This is a genomic window from Pseudoalteromonas sp. XI10 (assembly GCF_001469895.1).
GTDB lineage: Bacteria > Pseudomonadota > Gammaproteobacteria > Enterobacterales > Alteromonadaceae > Pseudoalteromonas.
This window is the reverse complement of sequence record NZ_LOPY01000043.1, coordinates 17951-34562: the sequence shown is the minus strand read 5'-3', so window position 1 is coordinate 34562 and position 16612 is coordinate 17951. Positions and strand designations below refer to the sequence as shown.

The 16612-nt window shown below is 42.3% G+C and carries 12 protein-coding genes; 3 read left to right on the top strand and 9 right to left on the bottom strand.

Annotated features, from left to right (window positions below; translation table 11 throughout):
• Window positions 1-9 precede the first annotated feature (9 nt).
• A complete protein-coding gene (locus tag AUR67_RS11305) occupies window positions 10-1026 on the top strand; it encodes an aspartate-semialdehyde dehydrogenase (protein WP_054551679.1) in 1017 nt (338 codons plus the stop codon).
• Window positions 1027-1346: 320 nt separating this feature from the next.
• Window positions 1347-5885, top strand: a complete 4539-nt coding sequence (locus AUR67_RS11300) for a FimV/HubP family polar landmark protein (protein ID WP_058585344.1) — start codon at window positions 1347-1349, stop codon at window positions 5883-5885.
• A 61-nt stretch (window positions 5886-5946) separates the two neighbouring features.
• On the opposite strand, the gene AUR67_RS11295 is transcribed toward AUR67_RS11300, so the two are convergent.
• Both AUR67_RS11295 and AUR67_RS11290 read right to left on the bottom strand, forming a co-directional pair.
• Window positions 5947-7572, bottom strand: coding sequence for a M28 family metallopeptidase (locus AUR67_RS11295; protein ID WP_058585343.1), 1626 nt, complete (start codon window positions 7570-7572; stop codon window positions 5947-5949).
• A gap of 127 nt (window positions 7573-7699) precedes the next feature.
• Window positions 7700-8719, bottom strand: a complete 1020-nt coding sequence (locus AUR67_RS11290; RefSeq protein WP_235591828.1) for an MBL fold metallo-hydrolase — start codon at window positions 8717-8719, stop codon at window positions 7700-7702.
• Window positions 8720-8894: 175 nt separating this feature from the next.
• Here AUR67_RS11290 and AUR67_RS11285 point away from each other — a divergent pair, with 175 nt between their 5' ends.
• A complete protein-coding gene (locus AUR67_RS11285; RefSeq protein ID WP_058585341.1) occupies window positions 8895-9488 on the top strand; it encodes a TetR/AcrR family transcriptional regulator in 594 nt (197 codons plus the stop codon).
• A gap of 57 nt (window positions 9489-9545) precedes the next feature.
• Here the strand turns inward: AUR67_RS11285 and lipA are convergent, their stop codons facing one another.
• The 7 genes from lipA to mrdA all read right to left on the bottom strand — a co-directional run bounded on the left by lipA (window position 9546) and on the right by mrdA (window position 16608).
• Window positions 9546-10511 (bottom strand): lipoyl synthase, encoded by a 966-nt coding sequence (lipA, locus tag AUR67_RS11280; RefSeq protein WP_054551675.1) that lies wholly within the window; start codon window positions 10509-10511, stop codon window positions 9546-9548.
• Complete coding sequence (gene lipB / locus AUR67_RS11275) at window positions 10508-11161, bottom strand: lipoyl(octanoyl) transferase LipB (protein ID WP_082665624.1); 654 nt, start codon at window positions 11159-11161, stop codon at window positions 10508-10510. The genes lipA and lipB overlap by 4 nt, the downstream gene beginning before the upstream one ends.
• Window positions 11162-11180: 19 nt before the next feature.
• Complete coding sequence (gene ybeD / locus AUR67_RS11270; protein ID WP_054551674.1) at window positions 11181-11459, bottom strand: DUF493 family protein YbeD; 279 nt, start codon at window positions 11457-11459, stop codon at window positions 11181-11183.
• A gap of 183 nt (window positions 11460-11642) precedes the next feature.
• Window positions 11643-12803: a serine hydrolase gene (locus tag AUR67_RS11265; RefSeq protein ID WP_058585340.1), complete on the bottom strand. Its 1161-nt coding sequence runs from the start codon at window positions 12801-12803 to the stop codon at window positions 11643-11645.
• A gap of 54 nt (window positions 12804-12857) precedes the next feature.
• The gene (locus AUR67_RS11260; protein ID WP_054561832.1) at window positions 12858-13625 is read right to left on the bottom strand and encodes a septal ring lytic transglycosylase RlpA family protein; all 768 of its coding nucleotides are present in this window, start codon (window positions 13623-13625) and stop codon (window positions 12858-12860) included.
• Window positions 13625-14731 carry a rod shape-determining protein RodA gene (gene rodA, locus AUR67_RS11255; protein ID WP_058585339.1) on the bottom strand — a complete coding sequence of 369 codons (1107 nt, stop codon included), beginning with the start codon at window positions 14729-14731 and terminating at the stop codon, window positions 13625-13627. Before rodA ends, AUR67_RS11260 begins: the two co-directional genes overlap by 1 nt.
• Window positions 14728-16608, bottom strand: a complete 1881-nt coding sequence (gene mrdA / locus AUR67_RS11250; RefSeq protein ID WP_058585338.1) for a penicillin-binding protein 2 — start codon at window positions 16606-16608, stop codon at window positions 14728-14730. Before mrdA ends, rodA begins: the two co-directional genes overlap by 4 nt.
• Window positions 16609-16612 lie beyond the last annotated feature (4 nt).

Below are 16612 nucleotides of genomic sequence, written 5' to 3'. Positions count from 1 at the left end.
GGAAAATACATGTCGCAAAAATTTAATGTAGCCGTATTAGGTGCCACAGGTTTAGTGGGTCGTCAGATTATCGAAACTTTAGAAGATCGTAAGTTTCCGGTAGACCAATTATTTTTACTCGCAAGCAGCCGTAGTGCTGGTGAAGAAATTCAATTTCGCGGTGAGAGCATTGAAGTAATTGATGTTGAAGAGTTTGATTTTAGCCAAGCTCACATTGGTTTATTTTCAGCAGGCGGCAGTGTTTCTGAAAAATACGCACCGATTGCGGCGGACGCAGGCTGTGTGGTAATTGATAATACCTCACACTTTCGTAATGACTACGATGTGCCACTAATTATTCCTGAAGTGAATGCATCAAGCTTAGCGGATTTCAGAAACCGCAACATCATTGCAAACCCTAACTGCTCAACGATTCAAATGCTGGTGGCACTAAAGCCAATTTATGATGCTTATGGCATTGACCGCATTAACGTATCAACTTATCAAGCAGTATCGGGTGCGGGTAAAGAAGCCGTTGATGAACTAGCTAAGCAAACAGCAAACTTAATGAATGCGCGCCCGATGGATAATGCCGTTTTCCCTAAACAAATTGCTTTTAATGTGATCCCACAAATCGACAGCTTTGAAGATAACGGTTATACCCGCGAAGAAATGAAAATGGTCAACGAAACACAAAAAATCTTAGGTGATAACAGTGTTGTGGTTAACCCTACCTGTGTTCGTGTTCCCGTGTTCTTTGGCCACAGTGAAGCGATTAATATTGAAACGCGTATGCCAGTAGATATCGAACATGTGAAGCAGCTATTAAACGATGCACCTGGTGTAGAGTTTATTGAAGACTTAGCCGATTACCCAACAGCAGTATCAGATGCAAGTGGTAACGATACTGTATACGTGGGTCGTTTACGTGCTGATATTTCGCACCCGCATGGTTTAAACATGTGGGTTGTTAGCGATAATACGCGCAAAGGTGCGGCAACAAATAGTGTGCAGATTGCTGAAGAGCTTATCGCAAATTATTTATAAATCTGATGATTTAGGCTGAGCTAAATTTAAGAAAAGCGGCAATTTGCCGCTTTTTTTGTGAATTCACTGCCAAATTATTGCCGCATACGCTGTAAAAGCGTATAAACTTAACGATAACAATAAAAAAGCCTCTCAGCCGCTATTATTTAAGCTATTTACTATCAAGGTGTTGCAATAGATATTGCAAGGCAACTAAGTTATAGTTTGCAGCTGGAATAGAGCTTGCAAGAAAACATAATTAAGAATCAATTCTGCAAGAATTACTTGATGTTTAAGCAACCAAGGTTGCTGCGTTAACATTTAAAACATAAAGGATCAGCATGCGCGGTTTAGCAACACTCTTCATATTAGCGTCTGCATTGGTGGTAACACCGACATACTCTGATGAAGGCACCACACTTAAAGGCCCTAAAGGTGTCGATTACGGTGCGCAGGGGCGCTCTATTGGTCCAATTAAACCGACCGATACATTATGGCGTATTGCCGCTAAAATTCGCCCTGACAACTCTGTAAGTATTTATCAGGTCATGCAAGCTCTGTATGACAAAAACCCATCGTCATTTTTAGATCAAAACCTAAATCATATGCGTGATGGCGCATATCTAAAAATTCCAACCATTGCAGAAATGCGTGCGGTCAACCCGGCACTAGCAAAAGCCCGCTCTGAACAAGATGATGAGCTGTGGGAAAAAAAGAAAAACGGTATGCTGACTACAGCTGAAATTAATGAATCGCAAAAGAAAGTAACTCAAGCCCGTAAAGTTGATGTAGACGAAGCAAAACAAGAACTTAAGCAAGAAATCAACACCATTAAAACAGAGCAGGGCACGCAGCTAGTAGAGCTTCAAAAACAGTTTAAATCGTCGGTTGAAAATGTTGAAGAAATCTTAGCTGAGAACAACAAGCTCAAAAAGCAACTAAGCGGTATTTCTAAAGAGCTTGAAACCGTTCGCGATCAACTTGGCCAAGACAGTGAAATTCAAAAGCAGCTGAAAGAACTGATCACTAAACAAAATGAAATCATAGAGCAGCAAAAAGCAAAAAAGATTGAAGAGGACAGTGGGTTTAGTTTTTCGAGTTTACTGAGCAACCCATTTGTTCTCGGTGCATTAATGTTTATTCCTGCATTACTGATCATTGCAGCCGTTGTGATGTTTATGAAAAAACGCAACAGCGCCAATGATGATACAGATGCAAGCGATGACGATGAATTTTTACCTCAAAGCCCAAGTTATGATGCTGATGATGATTTAGAACCAGTTATAGAAACTGATCCGCTAGTTCCCGATCCGGTCGAAGACAATGATGACTTGAGTGTGCGTTTAGATGACGACTTAGAACAAGACATGCTGCCTGATGATGACATCATTTTTGACGACAGCATTGATGATAGTTTTGATGAAGATGACAGTGTTTTAAATCAAGATGAGCTAGAAGGTTTATTAAGTGATGACATCGAGTTTAATGATGAGTCTTCAAGTAGTGCTGACGATGATGATTTAGATGCATTTTTACAGCAAGATTTCGACCAAACCGATGACGACAGTTTAGGTGATGAAATTGACCTAGATAGTGAGCAGCCTCAAGCAGATTCATCGGGTGATATTTTAAGTGCTGATGACATTGATGACCTATTTGATACTGATGAAGATGACTCGTTAGATAACGCCAATGATGAAATGGCAGCGCTTAGTGAAGAGCTTGCAGAAGATGACGCTGAAGATGATTTTGACATTGATAGCTTAATTGATGAGCAAAACAACACGGATTCTAATCAAGATGTAAACCTAGACGATATTGATGACTTACTCGATGAAAATAATGATGCCTCAACAACTAACGTTGAAGCTGAACTCATCGATGAAGATGATTTCGATATCGACAGCCTAATTGATGAAGCGCAAACAGACGAGCCAGCAGCCGAAGCTAATGATTCATTAGAAAGCGATGATCTTGATGATGCGCTGGATGTTGATGACATTGACTCGCTGTTAGATGAAGCTCAAGAAGAAGCGCCAGCCGAAGAACCAAGCGCGGATGAGCTCATCGATGAAGATGATTTCGATATCGACAGCTTAATTGATGATGCACAAACAGAAGAGCCAGCCGCTGAAGCTAACGATGCATTAGAAAGCGATGATCTTGATGATGCGCTAGATGTTGATGACATTGACTCATTATTAGATGAAGTTCAAGAAGAACCTAGCGCAGACGATTTAATCGACGAAGATGAGCTTGATGATGATTTAGATGTCGATGACATTGATTCATTATTAGATGAGACACAAGCAGAGCCTGAAGCGGAGCTTGTTGAGGAGCAGCCTGAAGAGCTTGCAGAAGAACCTAGCGCAGACGATTTAATCGACGAAGACGAACTTGATGATGCCCTCGATATCGATGACATTGATTCATTATTAGATGAAGCTCAGACAGAGTCAGAGCCTGAAGCGGAGCTTGTTGAGGAGCAGCCTGAAGAACTTGTAGAAGAGCCAAGCGCAGATGATTTAATCGATGAAGACGAGCTTGATGATGATATTGATTCATTACTAGATGAGACACAAGCAGAGCCTGAAGCGGAACTTGTTGAAGAGCAGCCAGAAGCGCTTGTAGAAGAACCAAGCACAGACGATTTAATCGACGAAGACGAACTTGATGATGCCCTAGATGTTGATGACATCGACTCATTATTAGATGAAGCACAGGAAGAGCCTGAGTCTGAAGAAGCACAAGAACCTGAAGCCGATCTTGTTGAAGAGCAGCCTGAAGAGCTTGCAGAAGAAACTAGTGCAGACGATTTAATCGACGAAGACGAGCTTGATGACGAACTAGATGTTGATGACATTGATTCATTGCTAGATGAGGCACAACTTGAGCAAGAACCTGAAACGGAGCTTGTAGAGGAGCAGCCTGAAGAGCTTGCAGAAGAACTAGATGTTGATGACATCGACTCACTAATAGATGAAGCTCAAGAAGAGCCTGAACCTGAAGAGCTGGTTGAAGAGTCAATTGAAGAACCTAGTGCAGACGATTTAATTGACGAAGATGAGCTTGATGATGATTTAGATGTCGATGACATCGACTCATTATTGGATGAAGCGCAGGAAGAGCCAGAACAAGAACCTGTTGAAGAGCTTACCGAAGAGCCTATTACGGATGATTTAAGCGATGAATTTGATACTGATGAAATCGACTCACTACTTGATGAGGTTGATGTAGAGTCAGAAGAACCTGAGTTAACAGATGAAAGTAGTTCAGATATTGATGACAATGCTGAGCAAGACGATGAACTCGATGTAGCAGATATTGACTCATTACTTGATGAAGACACTAGTGATGAGCAGGACTCTGACGTTGATGATGAGCTTGAAGAGCTTATTCAGCAAACAAATGAGCTGAAGCAAGACACTGAAGCACAGATATCAGATTTAAGTCATGAACAGAATGACAGTGCAGAGCATGATGAGAATCTACAAGAGTCGTTAGAAGATTTAGCCGATGCTGATCAAGCGGTTGATGACATGAATGTTGAATCGATTGCATCAGAGTTGGTTGATGATACGGATGAAGTTGATATCGATGAAGCGCTTAGTCAAGAGTTTAATGAAGATAGCGATGAGCTATTAGATGAAGATGATAGCCTTGACGAGTTTGATGATCCGTCACTGAAAAGTGTCGATGAGTTATTAAATGAAATTGGCGAAGAAGATGATTATGTCGAAGCACCAGACTGGTCAATAGACGAACCAGAGCAAGACATAGAAGAAGTTGAAATTGATTTAGGCGACGATCCGCTAGCAGATGAAGACCTAACTGATGAATTTGATTTAACCGCCGACGAAGAGCCATTACAGCAAGATACAGTGACTCCTAGCCAAGAGTTGGAAGAGTATCCAGAGCTTGAGTTAGATGAAGCAGGTTTTGAATTGGATGAATCTGATGAAGGCACTTCTAGTGAGTTAGATGAAGATGCACCATTACAGTTAAGTCAGGCAGAGCAAGACCTTGCCAATTCATTAGCAACGGGTAATGAGCTTGATCAGCTAGACGATGATTTTGATGATGAGATCTTGCTTGATAATGAATTTACAGAAGATGATATTCTTGATCCTGAGGACGACTTATCGGATCAATCACAGAGTGAAGGCACAACAGAGTTAACGAGCGAAGCGCCAATTGACGATGAGGTGGCTGATAGCCAAGACGAATTAGAGGAGTTCCCTGAATTCGAATTGGACGATATTGAACTTGATGATGCCGTAGAAGCTGAGCAAACATTAGCTGATATCGAGTCTAATTTAGCTGACGAGGCTGATTTAAGTGAGCTGTCAGACGATGAAATCGATGATGATTTTATGGCTGACCTTACTCAAACAGACTTTGATGCGCTGTTAAATGAATTAGCAGAGCCAGATGAAGCTGATATTGCTGATGCCAGTGAGTTCGATGTTGATTTTAATGCACTATTAAATGAAGACTTACAGGGTGAAAGCGAACAGCCAGTTGAACCTGAAGTACAGGCATTAGATGCCGAGGAGCAACAAACTACTTCAACGGATGAGTTTGTAGATATTGATTCATTACTTGAACAAAGTGACGATGAAGCACTCGACCACGAACCTTATGATGAGGTTGATATGGATGTAGGACTGAGTGATTTTAATGACTTACTAGCAGGCGATAACCCAACTGATGTTGATGCCGAAAGTGGTGGTTACTCAGCAAAACTGGACTTAGCTCGGGCATATATCGAAATAGACGACTTTGACTCAGCGCTGCAAGCCGTTGAAGATGTTATTGCCAATGGCCCAGAGGAAGTGCAAGAAGAAGCACAATCACTTAAGGCTAAAATTAACGAGTAATAAGTAAAACTGACAATAAAAAACCGAGCAACTAGCTCGGTTTTTTGTATCTAAGCGAAGGTTATTGCTTGTCTTGTAAGCGACGAGCTTTGAAGTCAGACTCGGCTTTCCACTTAGGCCAATCGCCGTTATCAGCAAGTTTGGCAGCAATATCAACAATCAGTTCAATATCTTGCTCAACACCGCCCATAGACCAATCTGCTGAATAGTCGTCAGCTTCTTTATGATACTTGTGCGCGATGTAATCAGGATCTGTATCACCTAAACTCATAAACAGTAAGCTAGGAACGCCTTGTTTAGCTAGAGAGAAGTGATCAGAGCGGAAGAACAAACCATTTTGAGGACGCGGGTCCATTTTTACATGACGACCTTGTGCTTTCGCTGCATCTGCAAGGTAGTCTTCCATTTCAGACATGCCTTTACCGTATTGTAATATGTAGTCAACGCCGTCTAGCACGTTCATACCATCAATATTAAGCAGCGCGACCATTTGCTTGGTTGGTACAATCTCGCCAGTTGCGAATTGCTCTGAGCCAATAAGCCCTGTTTCTTCGGCAGTAAAGTTGGCAAAGATAATAGAGCGTTTAAATGGTTTTTTCTTATGCATTTCAGTAAGAATACGGGCTATTTCAACCGTTGCTGCGCTACCTGATGCGTTATCAACAGCACCATTGTAGATTTTGACGCCGTCATCAGTTTGCTTAGTACCAAAGTGGTCCCAGTGCGCACCAATTACAATGTACTCATCAGGAGTTTCGCTACCTTTAAGCGTTGCAACAACATTATGCGATTGCGCTTGAGAGATATCACTTTTCAGTGTCAGCGCTGCTTTCGCTTTTAAGTCGACAGGTTTAAAGTCAGCTTTTAGTGCGTTGGCTTTTTCAGTTTGATAATCAAGGCCTGCTTGAGCAAAAATTTCATTTGCCGCTTGCTCATCAATCCAACCCATTACAGGGATGTCAGAAGCATTCTTATCTTGGTCGATTAAGGTATATTTGCTACCCGTGTTCGAGCTTTCTACAACGCCCCAAGGGTATGCGGCAGGAGCCGTTTCGTGAACGATAAATACTGCTTTTGCACCTTGGCGAGCACCTTCTTCATATTTGTAAGTCCAACGACCGTAGTAGGTCATAGCATTACCGGTGAAAAGCGCGTCGTCTTGAGTGGCAAAACCAGGATCATTAACAAGCACGATAATTGTTTTGTCTTTTACATCAATATCTGCAAAGTCATCCCAATTATATTCAGGTGCATTAATACCATAGCCAACAAATACAACATCAGAGCCATCGATGTTGATTTCAGGGTTAATTTGTTGGGTACGGGCGGTAAAATCACTGCCAGCATTAAAACTCAAATCACCCACTTGTAAGGTCATGTTTTGATCTGGGGTGAGTTTTGCCATAGTAACTGGCTGTAAAAACTCGCCATTAAAACTACCGCTTAAGCCGAGTTTTTTATATTCATCGGCTAAATAGTTAATGGTTAGTGTTTCGCCTTCAGTTAAAGGGCCACGGCCTAAGAATTCATCAGAGGCGAGGGTTTTAATATGTGAGCGTACATTGGCAATGTTTACGGCTTCATTGCTTTCAGCGTTCGGTTTATCAGTGCTTGTTGTTGGTTGCTCAGAGCAGCCGAATAAACCAATTGCAAGTGCCAAGCTTGCATACTTAAGGTGAGTTGTCATAGTTTTTCTGGTTGATTGCACAGGGTTTCACTATATGGGACGCGAAGGGGGGCTGTCCAGAAAGAGTCTACAAATAACTAATTATTCAGGATGAAAGGATAATAATGCACCTTTCATCCTGCCAATTTTACCACCACGTTTTATCAATGGCGGTATCTTGAATTTTAAATACCTCTCCAACTAGCGGAGTACTCAGTGATACTTGCTCTTGTCCTGCTTTTTTAGCGACACGTTTAAGTGGGTCATACCAAGCATGAAAGGCGAGATCGAATGTACCATTATGCACTGGCACCATTACATCACCTTGTAAGTCGAGGTGAGCTTGCACTGATTGTTCTGGTGTCATGTGAATGTCAGCCCAATCTTTGTCGTAAGCACCGGTTTCAATAAAAGTGATATCAAACGGCCCATAGCGATTACCAATCTCTTTAAAGCCAGAAAAATAGCCAGAGTCACCGCTAAAATAAAAGCGCTTGTCTTTTACTTTAATAGCCCAAGACCCCCAAAGAGTTTTATTGCCGTCTGTTAAACCTCGGCCAGAAAAGTGCTGAGTTGGGGTAAATACAATTTGGCTATTTGCCATATTTTGCTCTTGCCACCAATCAAAACTATGGACTTTTTGTTCATCAACGCCCCATTTTTTCAGGTCGTTTTCGACTCCTAATGGCACATAAAAAGAATCTGTTTTATCAACAAGCTGTTTAATTGCTGCTTTATCTAAGTGGTCATAATGGTTGTGCGAAATAAACACTTTGGCAATGTTTGGTAGCTCTGCAATGCTGATAGGTGTTGGCTGAAAGCGCTTTGGCCCCATGAATGAAAAAGGCGAAGCGCGCTCTGAAAATACCGGATCAAATAGCCAGTATTCGCCATACACTTTCGCTAAAATAGAGGAGTGACCTAACTTCACAAAATGCACTGTGTCATTAGATAAACGCTCAAGCTGTGCATGAGAAACAGAATGCATAGGCAGTTCACCTTTTGGCTCTGCATCGATTTTCTTTTCTGTAATAAAGCGTTTGAAGATACCTAGCGTTTTCTTAAAGCTGGGTCTTTCTACCTCAGCACTATTGTGGAACTTGCCATCAGATAATTGCGCAGAGTGGCTGTTATCACTCACGCCTTCAGCGGCTAATTGATTATTCATAATAAACACTCCTATCACGATGCATAGAGTGGCGATTGCGAGCCATTTTAGAAATTTCATATCGTCACCATAAGTAAACTACACGGTGTAGTTTTTCATGGTTTGCTATAAAAGTAAACTATCTAGTGCATTTTTTATTTTTGCGTTACACTAGTAACCCTTATCGGAGGGGTCCATGAAATTATCACAGAGAAAACGATTAGATATTTTGAATGCAGCTGAGACATTGTTTTTTCAGCAAGGTGTTGAGCATACCAGTATGGATCAGGTTGCAAGCTTAGCGGGTGCCTCAAAGCGTACCGTATATAATCACTTTGAAAATAAAGATGTGTTGTTTCAAGCCATTCTTGTGTTTATGTTTGAAAAAGTCCGCCAAGAGCAAGCGGTTGTATTTGATGCTGCTGTGCCAATTGCAGAGCAGTTAACACGCATTGCTGAACAAGAAGTGGCACTTTTGACCTCTGAAGAGTTTTTAAAAGTAGCGAAAGTCGCTTTTATGCAGATGTTACAGCAGCCTGATTTAGCAAAATCATTAGCCAGTAATAACATGGGCTGTATGCAAGATCTGGTGGCGTTTTTAGAAGCGGGTGTGCAAGCACAGGTTTTAACGATTGATGATGTTGAGTTTGCAGCAAAACAGTTTGTGTATCAGTTAAAGTCGCTGATCTTTTATCCGTTGCTGTATGGCTTTGAGCGCCAAGAAGGCGACTCCGATAAGAAAGTAATAAACGAAACTGTAAAAATGTTCTTAGCGCGTTATGGGCGCTGATATTTTGGAACATAAAAAAGCCCGCTTAATGCGGGCTTTCAAATAGTTGTAAAAGTATTACTTCACTTCTTTACCAGCTGCTTGTTGGTCAGCATGGTAGCTTGAGCGAACAAATGGACCACAGGCTGCATGTGTGAAGCCAATTTCGTCTGCATAATCTTTTAATGCATCAAACTCCGCTGGCGGCACATAGCGTTTAACCGGTAAGTGGTGCTTAGAAGGTTGTAGGTATTGACCTACTGTTAGCATATCAACGTTATGCTCGCGTAAGTCACGTAACACTTCTTCGATTTCGCTAATTTCTTCACCTAAACCTACCATCAAACCAGACTTAGTTTTCACATCTGGATGTGCTTCTTTAAAGCGACGTAACAGCTCAAGTGACCATTTATAGTCAGCACCTGGACGCGCTAATTTGTATAAACGCGGTGCTGTTTCTAGGTTGTGGTTAAATACATCTGGCGGCGTCTCGATTAATATATCAAGGGCTCTGTCCATACGACCACGGAAATCAGGTACTAGAATTTCAATCGTGATTTCTGGGTTGTGCTTGCGAATTTCACGAATACAGTCAGCAAAGTGCTGTGCACCACCATCACGTAAATCATCACGGTCTACTGACGTGATTACAACATAACTTAGCTTCATGTCTTTAATAGTCAGCGCTAGCTTTTCTGGCTCAGCTGCGTCTGGCTTTAATGGACGGCCATGGGCAACATCACAGAACGGACAACGACGAGTACAAATAGCACCTAAGATCATGAAAGTCGCAGTACCATGGTTGAAGCATTCAGATAGGTTAGGGCACGAAGCCTCTTCACACACTGAGTGTAAACCATGTTTACGCATCGCTTGTTTAATACCATCAATACGTTCAGTTGATTTTGGTAAGCGAATTTTTAGCCACTCTGGCTTACGCAACATTTCGTTTTTTTCAGTCGGTAAAACTTTAACTGGGATCAGTGCCATTTTTTCTGCATCACGCAGTTTTACGCCTGGTTCCATTTTGACTGGTTTATTCATTCGTTTTCAAACCCTTCAGTGTGCTTAACCACAGTAGCATTAAGCTTTTTAATCATGTGTTTTACAAGCCCTGCACCTGCTTGCTCGAGGTTCTGCGGACCGTTAAGATCGGTTGTTTGCACCATGTTCATGCCAGCATAGCCGCATGGATTAATACGTAAAAATGGACTTAGATCCATACTTACATTTAGTGCTAAACCGTGGAAAGAGCAACCGCGGCGAACGCGAAGGCCTAATGAGGCAACTTTGCTGTCGTTAACGTAAACACCGGGTGCATCCGCTTTCGCGTAGGCATCAATGCCGTAGTCTTTTAACGTATCAATAATGCACTCTTCAAGCCAGGTTACCAGCTCCCTTACACCAATGTTTAAACGACGTAAGTTGAATAGCACATACATCATTTGTTGGCCTGGTCCGTGATAGGTAACTTGACCACCACGATCCACTTGGATCACTTCGATATCACCGGTATTTAATAAGTGCTCAGCTTTTCCTGCTTGGCCTTGCGTAAATACTGGCTCGTGCTCTACCAGCCAAATTTCATCTGCGGTGTGCTCATCACGGGTGTCGGTAAAAGATTGCATTTTTTGCCAAATTGGCATGTAACGCTGACGACCTAGTTGACGAACGATTAATTCTCTTTCGCTCACGACTTACTCCGTAATCGGCCTATAGCATGTGACGTACGTCATCGATGTTGCTGATCACGTTATAAATTTCTTCAATGTGCTCTTTACTTGTAACCGTTGCTACAAGCGTTACAGATTCGTAATTACCTTTGCTGCTTGGTTTTACCTTTGGCGCATAATCGCCAGGTGCAATTGGTTGCAGCTTTTCTAGGATCTGATCTGTTAGATTTACGTTAGCTAAGCCCATGATTTTAAATGTGAATGGGCAAGGGAAATCTAAATACTCATCAAACTTAGTATTTTTTACAGGTTGAACCACGACGGTGACTCCTCAAACAGTGAGTGTGCTTAATAGAGGTGTTCTCTGCCATTTCTTGGCATTAAGCAAACTTAGATTACGACGCACTAGACCCAGCGCGACTGATATGGGGCGCATTCTATCATTTTTCAGACAAAAAAAAACGCCTTGCGGTGCAAGGCGTTTATAAACTTTATGACCAGATTACTGAATTTGTAAACGTAGGTAATCGTAGATCTTGCTAAAGAAGCTGCCTTCTTCCACTTCTTCTAGTGTAACTAGTGGATATTGTGCAATTTCTTCACCTTCAAGCTGTAAGAATAGCGTGCCTACTTTAGTACCTTTAGCAAGCGGTGCTTCTAATGTTTTATCAAGTTCGAAGTTCGCTTTTAAGTTTTTACGCTGACCACGTGGAATCGTAATAGGTGTATCTTCTAAGATACCTAACGATACGTTTTCTTTGTTACCCATCCAAATACGTTGCTCAGCAAAGCTGTCGCCTGCTTTATATGGCGTGATTGTTTCGAAAAAGCGGAAACCGTAGTTTAATAGTTTTTTACTTTCAACTTTACGAGCACGTTCGCTTTGAGTGCCCATTACTACCGCGATTAAACGCATGTCATCTTTAGTTGCAGAAGTTACTAAGCTATAACCCGCTTCTGATGTATGGCCAGTTTTAATACCGTCAACGTTCATGCTTTCATCCCATAACAATGAGTTACGGTTGTATTGCTTGATGCCGTTAAAAGTGAATGATTTTTTCGCGTATACTTCGTACTCATCTGGTACATCGCGAATAAGTGCAGCACCTAAAGTTGCCATATCACGTGGTGTCGTGAAGTGTTCGTTAGTATCTAAACCATGGCTATTCACGAAGTGGCTGTTAGTCATGCCAAGCTTTTCAGCGTGGGCATTCATTAAATCAGCAAATGCGCTTTCACTACCAGCAATGTGTTCAGCCATTGCTACACAGGCATCGTTACCCGATTGAATAATGATACCGTGGTTTAAATCATCAACACTGATCTGCTTACCGACTTCGATAAACATTTTTGATGATTCAGGAAAATTCTTTGCCCAGGCTTTTTCACTGACTGTAACCATATCAGTTGGTGCAATATTACCTGCTTTGATTTCAGTACCAATTACATAACTGGTCATCATTTTGGTTAAACTAGCCGGTGCTAATTTTGTATCTGCTTCGCCTTCGGCAATTACTTTACCTGTGGTGAAATCAACCAAGAAATAACCTTTCGCATTAACTTGAGGTGGGGCAGGGATAATTTGGGCTGTTGCAGAAAATACGCTAGCAGTGCAAACAAGGCCACAAACGCCACTTAAGATTTTATATTTTATAGATTTCATCGTACTCATTAATGGTTAAAGTTAAACATGTTGCGTTGACCTATTCTAAAGGTCTTACTCACTGTAAAGCAAGAACGCGTTCTGAAATTGGTTTTGTTTTAGCTTTTCTAAAACAGCTTGTGCTTCTGCGGCATCTTTTATTGGACCAAGACGTAATCGATAGATTCCATCTTTTTCAACAATGTTTGTTGGCACATGATATTGCTGACGTAGTTGAAACGCGAGGGCTTCAACATTAGCAAGAGTACTTCCCGCAGCAACCTGAATGTAGCTTAAACGAGGGGCAGAATTGGCAAGGGTAACAGCCTCAACCTTAACACGGGCTGTACCTTGTCGGTAATAACCTAATTTATAGGCCGCAGAATAAGATAAATCGATAATCCGGTCATCATGAAACGGGCCACGGTCGTTTACACGAACAATTACTGACTTTCCATTATCTAAATTTGTTACTCTGGCAAAGCTCGGTAGCGGCAGCGTTTTATGGGCTGCTGTCATCGCAAACATATCGTACACCTCGCCGTTTGAGGTGTGATAATTGTGAAACTTTCGACCATACCACGAAGCAATCCCTTCTTCTGCATAGCCTGTTTCATCAAGCATCGGCGTGTAGCGTTTTCCACGGACTTCGTAAGGACGACTAGCGCTTGCGCTTTTAACAACCGGGGTGACTATGGCATCTTGCATTTCAAGTTCGGTTGGTTTTCGAAGCGGGGCTGCATCATGCTCCATAGCATAACGGCCTTGCTGAGATGAAGAGCTACACGCCGCAAGCAGCACAGAAAATAACGCTATAAGTAAGTAATTGACTCGCTGTGTCATTATTTTAAAAGCATCCTTTTATCGGTGGCGATAGACATGATAATGCCAAATCCGGCCATCAAGGTCACCATAGAGGTGCCACCATAGCTTATTAGTGGTAACGGAACACCTACTACAGGCAGTAAGCCCGAAACCATGCCAATATTTACAAATACATAAACGAAGAAGGTCAGTGTTAATGCGCCGGCAAGCAGTTTACCAAACGCATCTTGCGCGTTGACCGCAATATATAAGCCACGACCAATAATAAACAAGTACATACAAAGTAATAAACAAACCCCAAACAGGCCAAACTCTTCGCTCAGTACAGAAAAGATAAAATCGGTATGACGCTCAGGTAAAAACTCTAATTGTGATTGTGTGCCTTGCAGCCAGCCTTTACCTTCAACGCCGCCAGAACCTATCGCAATTTTCGATTGAATAATGTGGTAACCCGAGCCAAGCGGGTCGCTTTCAGGGTCTAAAAAGGTCAGTACCCGTTGTTTTTGATAATCAAGCATCACGTAATGCCAAAAAGGCCATGCTGCCAAACCAACAGTAGCAGATAAAAAGCCAATAAGGCGCCAACTTAGTCCAGATAAAAACAATACAAATATCCCTGAGCTGGCAATCAGAATAGAGGTACCTAAGTCGGGTTGCTCTTTAATTAAAATGGTTGGCACCATTACAATCGCAAAGCCAATAATTAAATGGATGATTCTTGGCGGTAAATGGTTACGTCCGATATACCATGCAACCATCATTGGCACGGCTATTTTCATTAGCTCTGATGGCTGGAAACGGGTCACTCCTAAGTCAAGCCAGCGCTGTGCACCCTTTGAACTAACCCCAAATAACAACACCCCAACCAGCATTAAAAGCCCCACGCAGTAGAGCGGAATAACCATACTCTTTAATGTGTTAGGCGAAAACTGCGCGAGTATAAACATACCAAGGATAGCGCCAAACATACGTGTTGCGTGACGTATCATCATTGCAGAGTCTTGGCCGCTAGCGCTGTAAACGATAGCAAGGCTGGCTACCATCATCGCCATAAGGGCAATAAGAAGTGGTAAATCGAGGTGTAGGCGCTGCCAAATTGAGCGTTTTTTATTTAATGGGATCATGGCGCGTCACTTTGGGCTATTTGAATCGGGTTTGCTGAGAAGTAGTAATCCATTAATTGACGCGCAATTGGCGCACCAACGGTACTACCACCACCGGTGTTTTCAACCACCACAGAGACCACAATTTGTGGGTCGTTATAGGGTGCAAAACCAACATAGATAGCGTTATCACGTTGGCGCTCTTTAAGTGATTTTGCGTCGTAACGCTCACCTTGAGCAATACTCACAACCTGAGCAGTACCGGTTTTACCAGCTGGATCGTAATTCGCCCCTTTAAATGCTTTATGTGCCGTGCCTGTGACTTTATGTACGGTGTTGTGCATCGCATCTAGCGCAATTTGCCAATGATGAGGGTTTTTTAATACTACAGGTGGCTTTTCATCATTATTGATTTGCGTTACTTCGTTTTCTTTTTTAGCGACTTGTACAAGATGCGGAGGATGATCGAGTCCGCGGTTCACTAATATGTTGGTAGCATTAGCTATTTGCATTGGTGTTGCGGTCCAATAACCTTGTCCGATACCCACTGAAATGGTGTCGCCGCGCCACCATGACTCTCTAAAGCGGGCTTCTTTCCACTCTCGCGATGGCATAATGGCAGATGTTTCTTCGTGAATATCGATTCCAGAGAGCTCGCCAAAGCCAAACTGCGTCATAAAGTCACTGATTTTGGTGATCCCTAAACGGTAAGCAACATCGTAAAAATAGGTATCGCATGACTCTTCAATAGCACGATAAACATCAACATGACCATGGCCCCAACGTTTCCAGTCACGCCATTTGTGCTCCACATTAGGAATTTGGAAAAAACCCGGATCCCAAATTTGTGTTTGCTCGGTTACCAGTCCTTCTTCAAGGGCAAGAATTGACATATGAGGTTTAACTGTAGAGGCAGGTGCATAACGCCCTTGCGTGGTACGGTTAATTAGCGGTCTGTCAGGGTTTAACAACTTTTTGTAATCTGTGCTGCTGATACCATGAACAAATAAATTCGGGTCATAACTTGGGTTAGAGTAGAGTGCTAAAACGCCGCCATCTTTAGCATCAAGCACTACAATGGCACCACGCATATCTTTTAAGGCATGTTGAGCAATTTGTTGCAGGCCAATATCCAAAGTAAGTACTAAGTCGTGACCAGGCTCAGGTGGCGTGAGGCTTAAAGTGCGGATAACTCGGCCACGGTTATTCACTTCAACGCGCTGCGAACCAACCACACCATGAAGAAGTTCTTCGTAATATTTTTCGATACCGAGCTTACCAATGTCGTGTGTTGCACGGTAGTTAGTAGCTTGGTCTTCTGCTTCAAGTTTGGTGAGTTCTTTTTTGTTGAGTTTGGCAACATAACCTAAGGCATGGGTAAGGGTATCACCATAAGGGTAATAGCGAGCTAAACGCGCTTCGATACTAAAGCCAGGAAACTTATGCTGATTAACCGAGAACTTTGCAACTTCGGTTTCGTCTAAACGGGCTTTTAATACTTGGCTTTTAAAGCGGCGATTGTGCTTAATGTCATCTAGAAAGTCAGCTTTTTGTTGCTCAGTTATTTCGATAACTTTTTCAACTTCGCTCAGTGCCTGTTCAAGGTTATCAACTTCCTCGGGTATTACTTCTAAATTATAAACTGGCTTGTTTTCAGCCAGTAATACGCCATTTCTGTCATAAATAAGCCCACGGTTAGGGGCAATTGGAATAACTTTGATGCGGTTATCGTTCGAACGTGTTTGATAGTCTTGATGTTCGATAACTTGGATGTTGTATAGGTTAGATAACAACACACCAATTAACAGTGTAACAAACACAAAACCCACAAATGCTCGGCGAGCAAATAAGTTTGCCTCAGCCGAGTGGTCTCGAATCGTGGGTCTGTGTTTTCGCATTGGC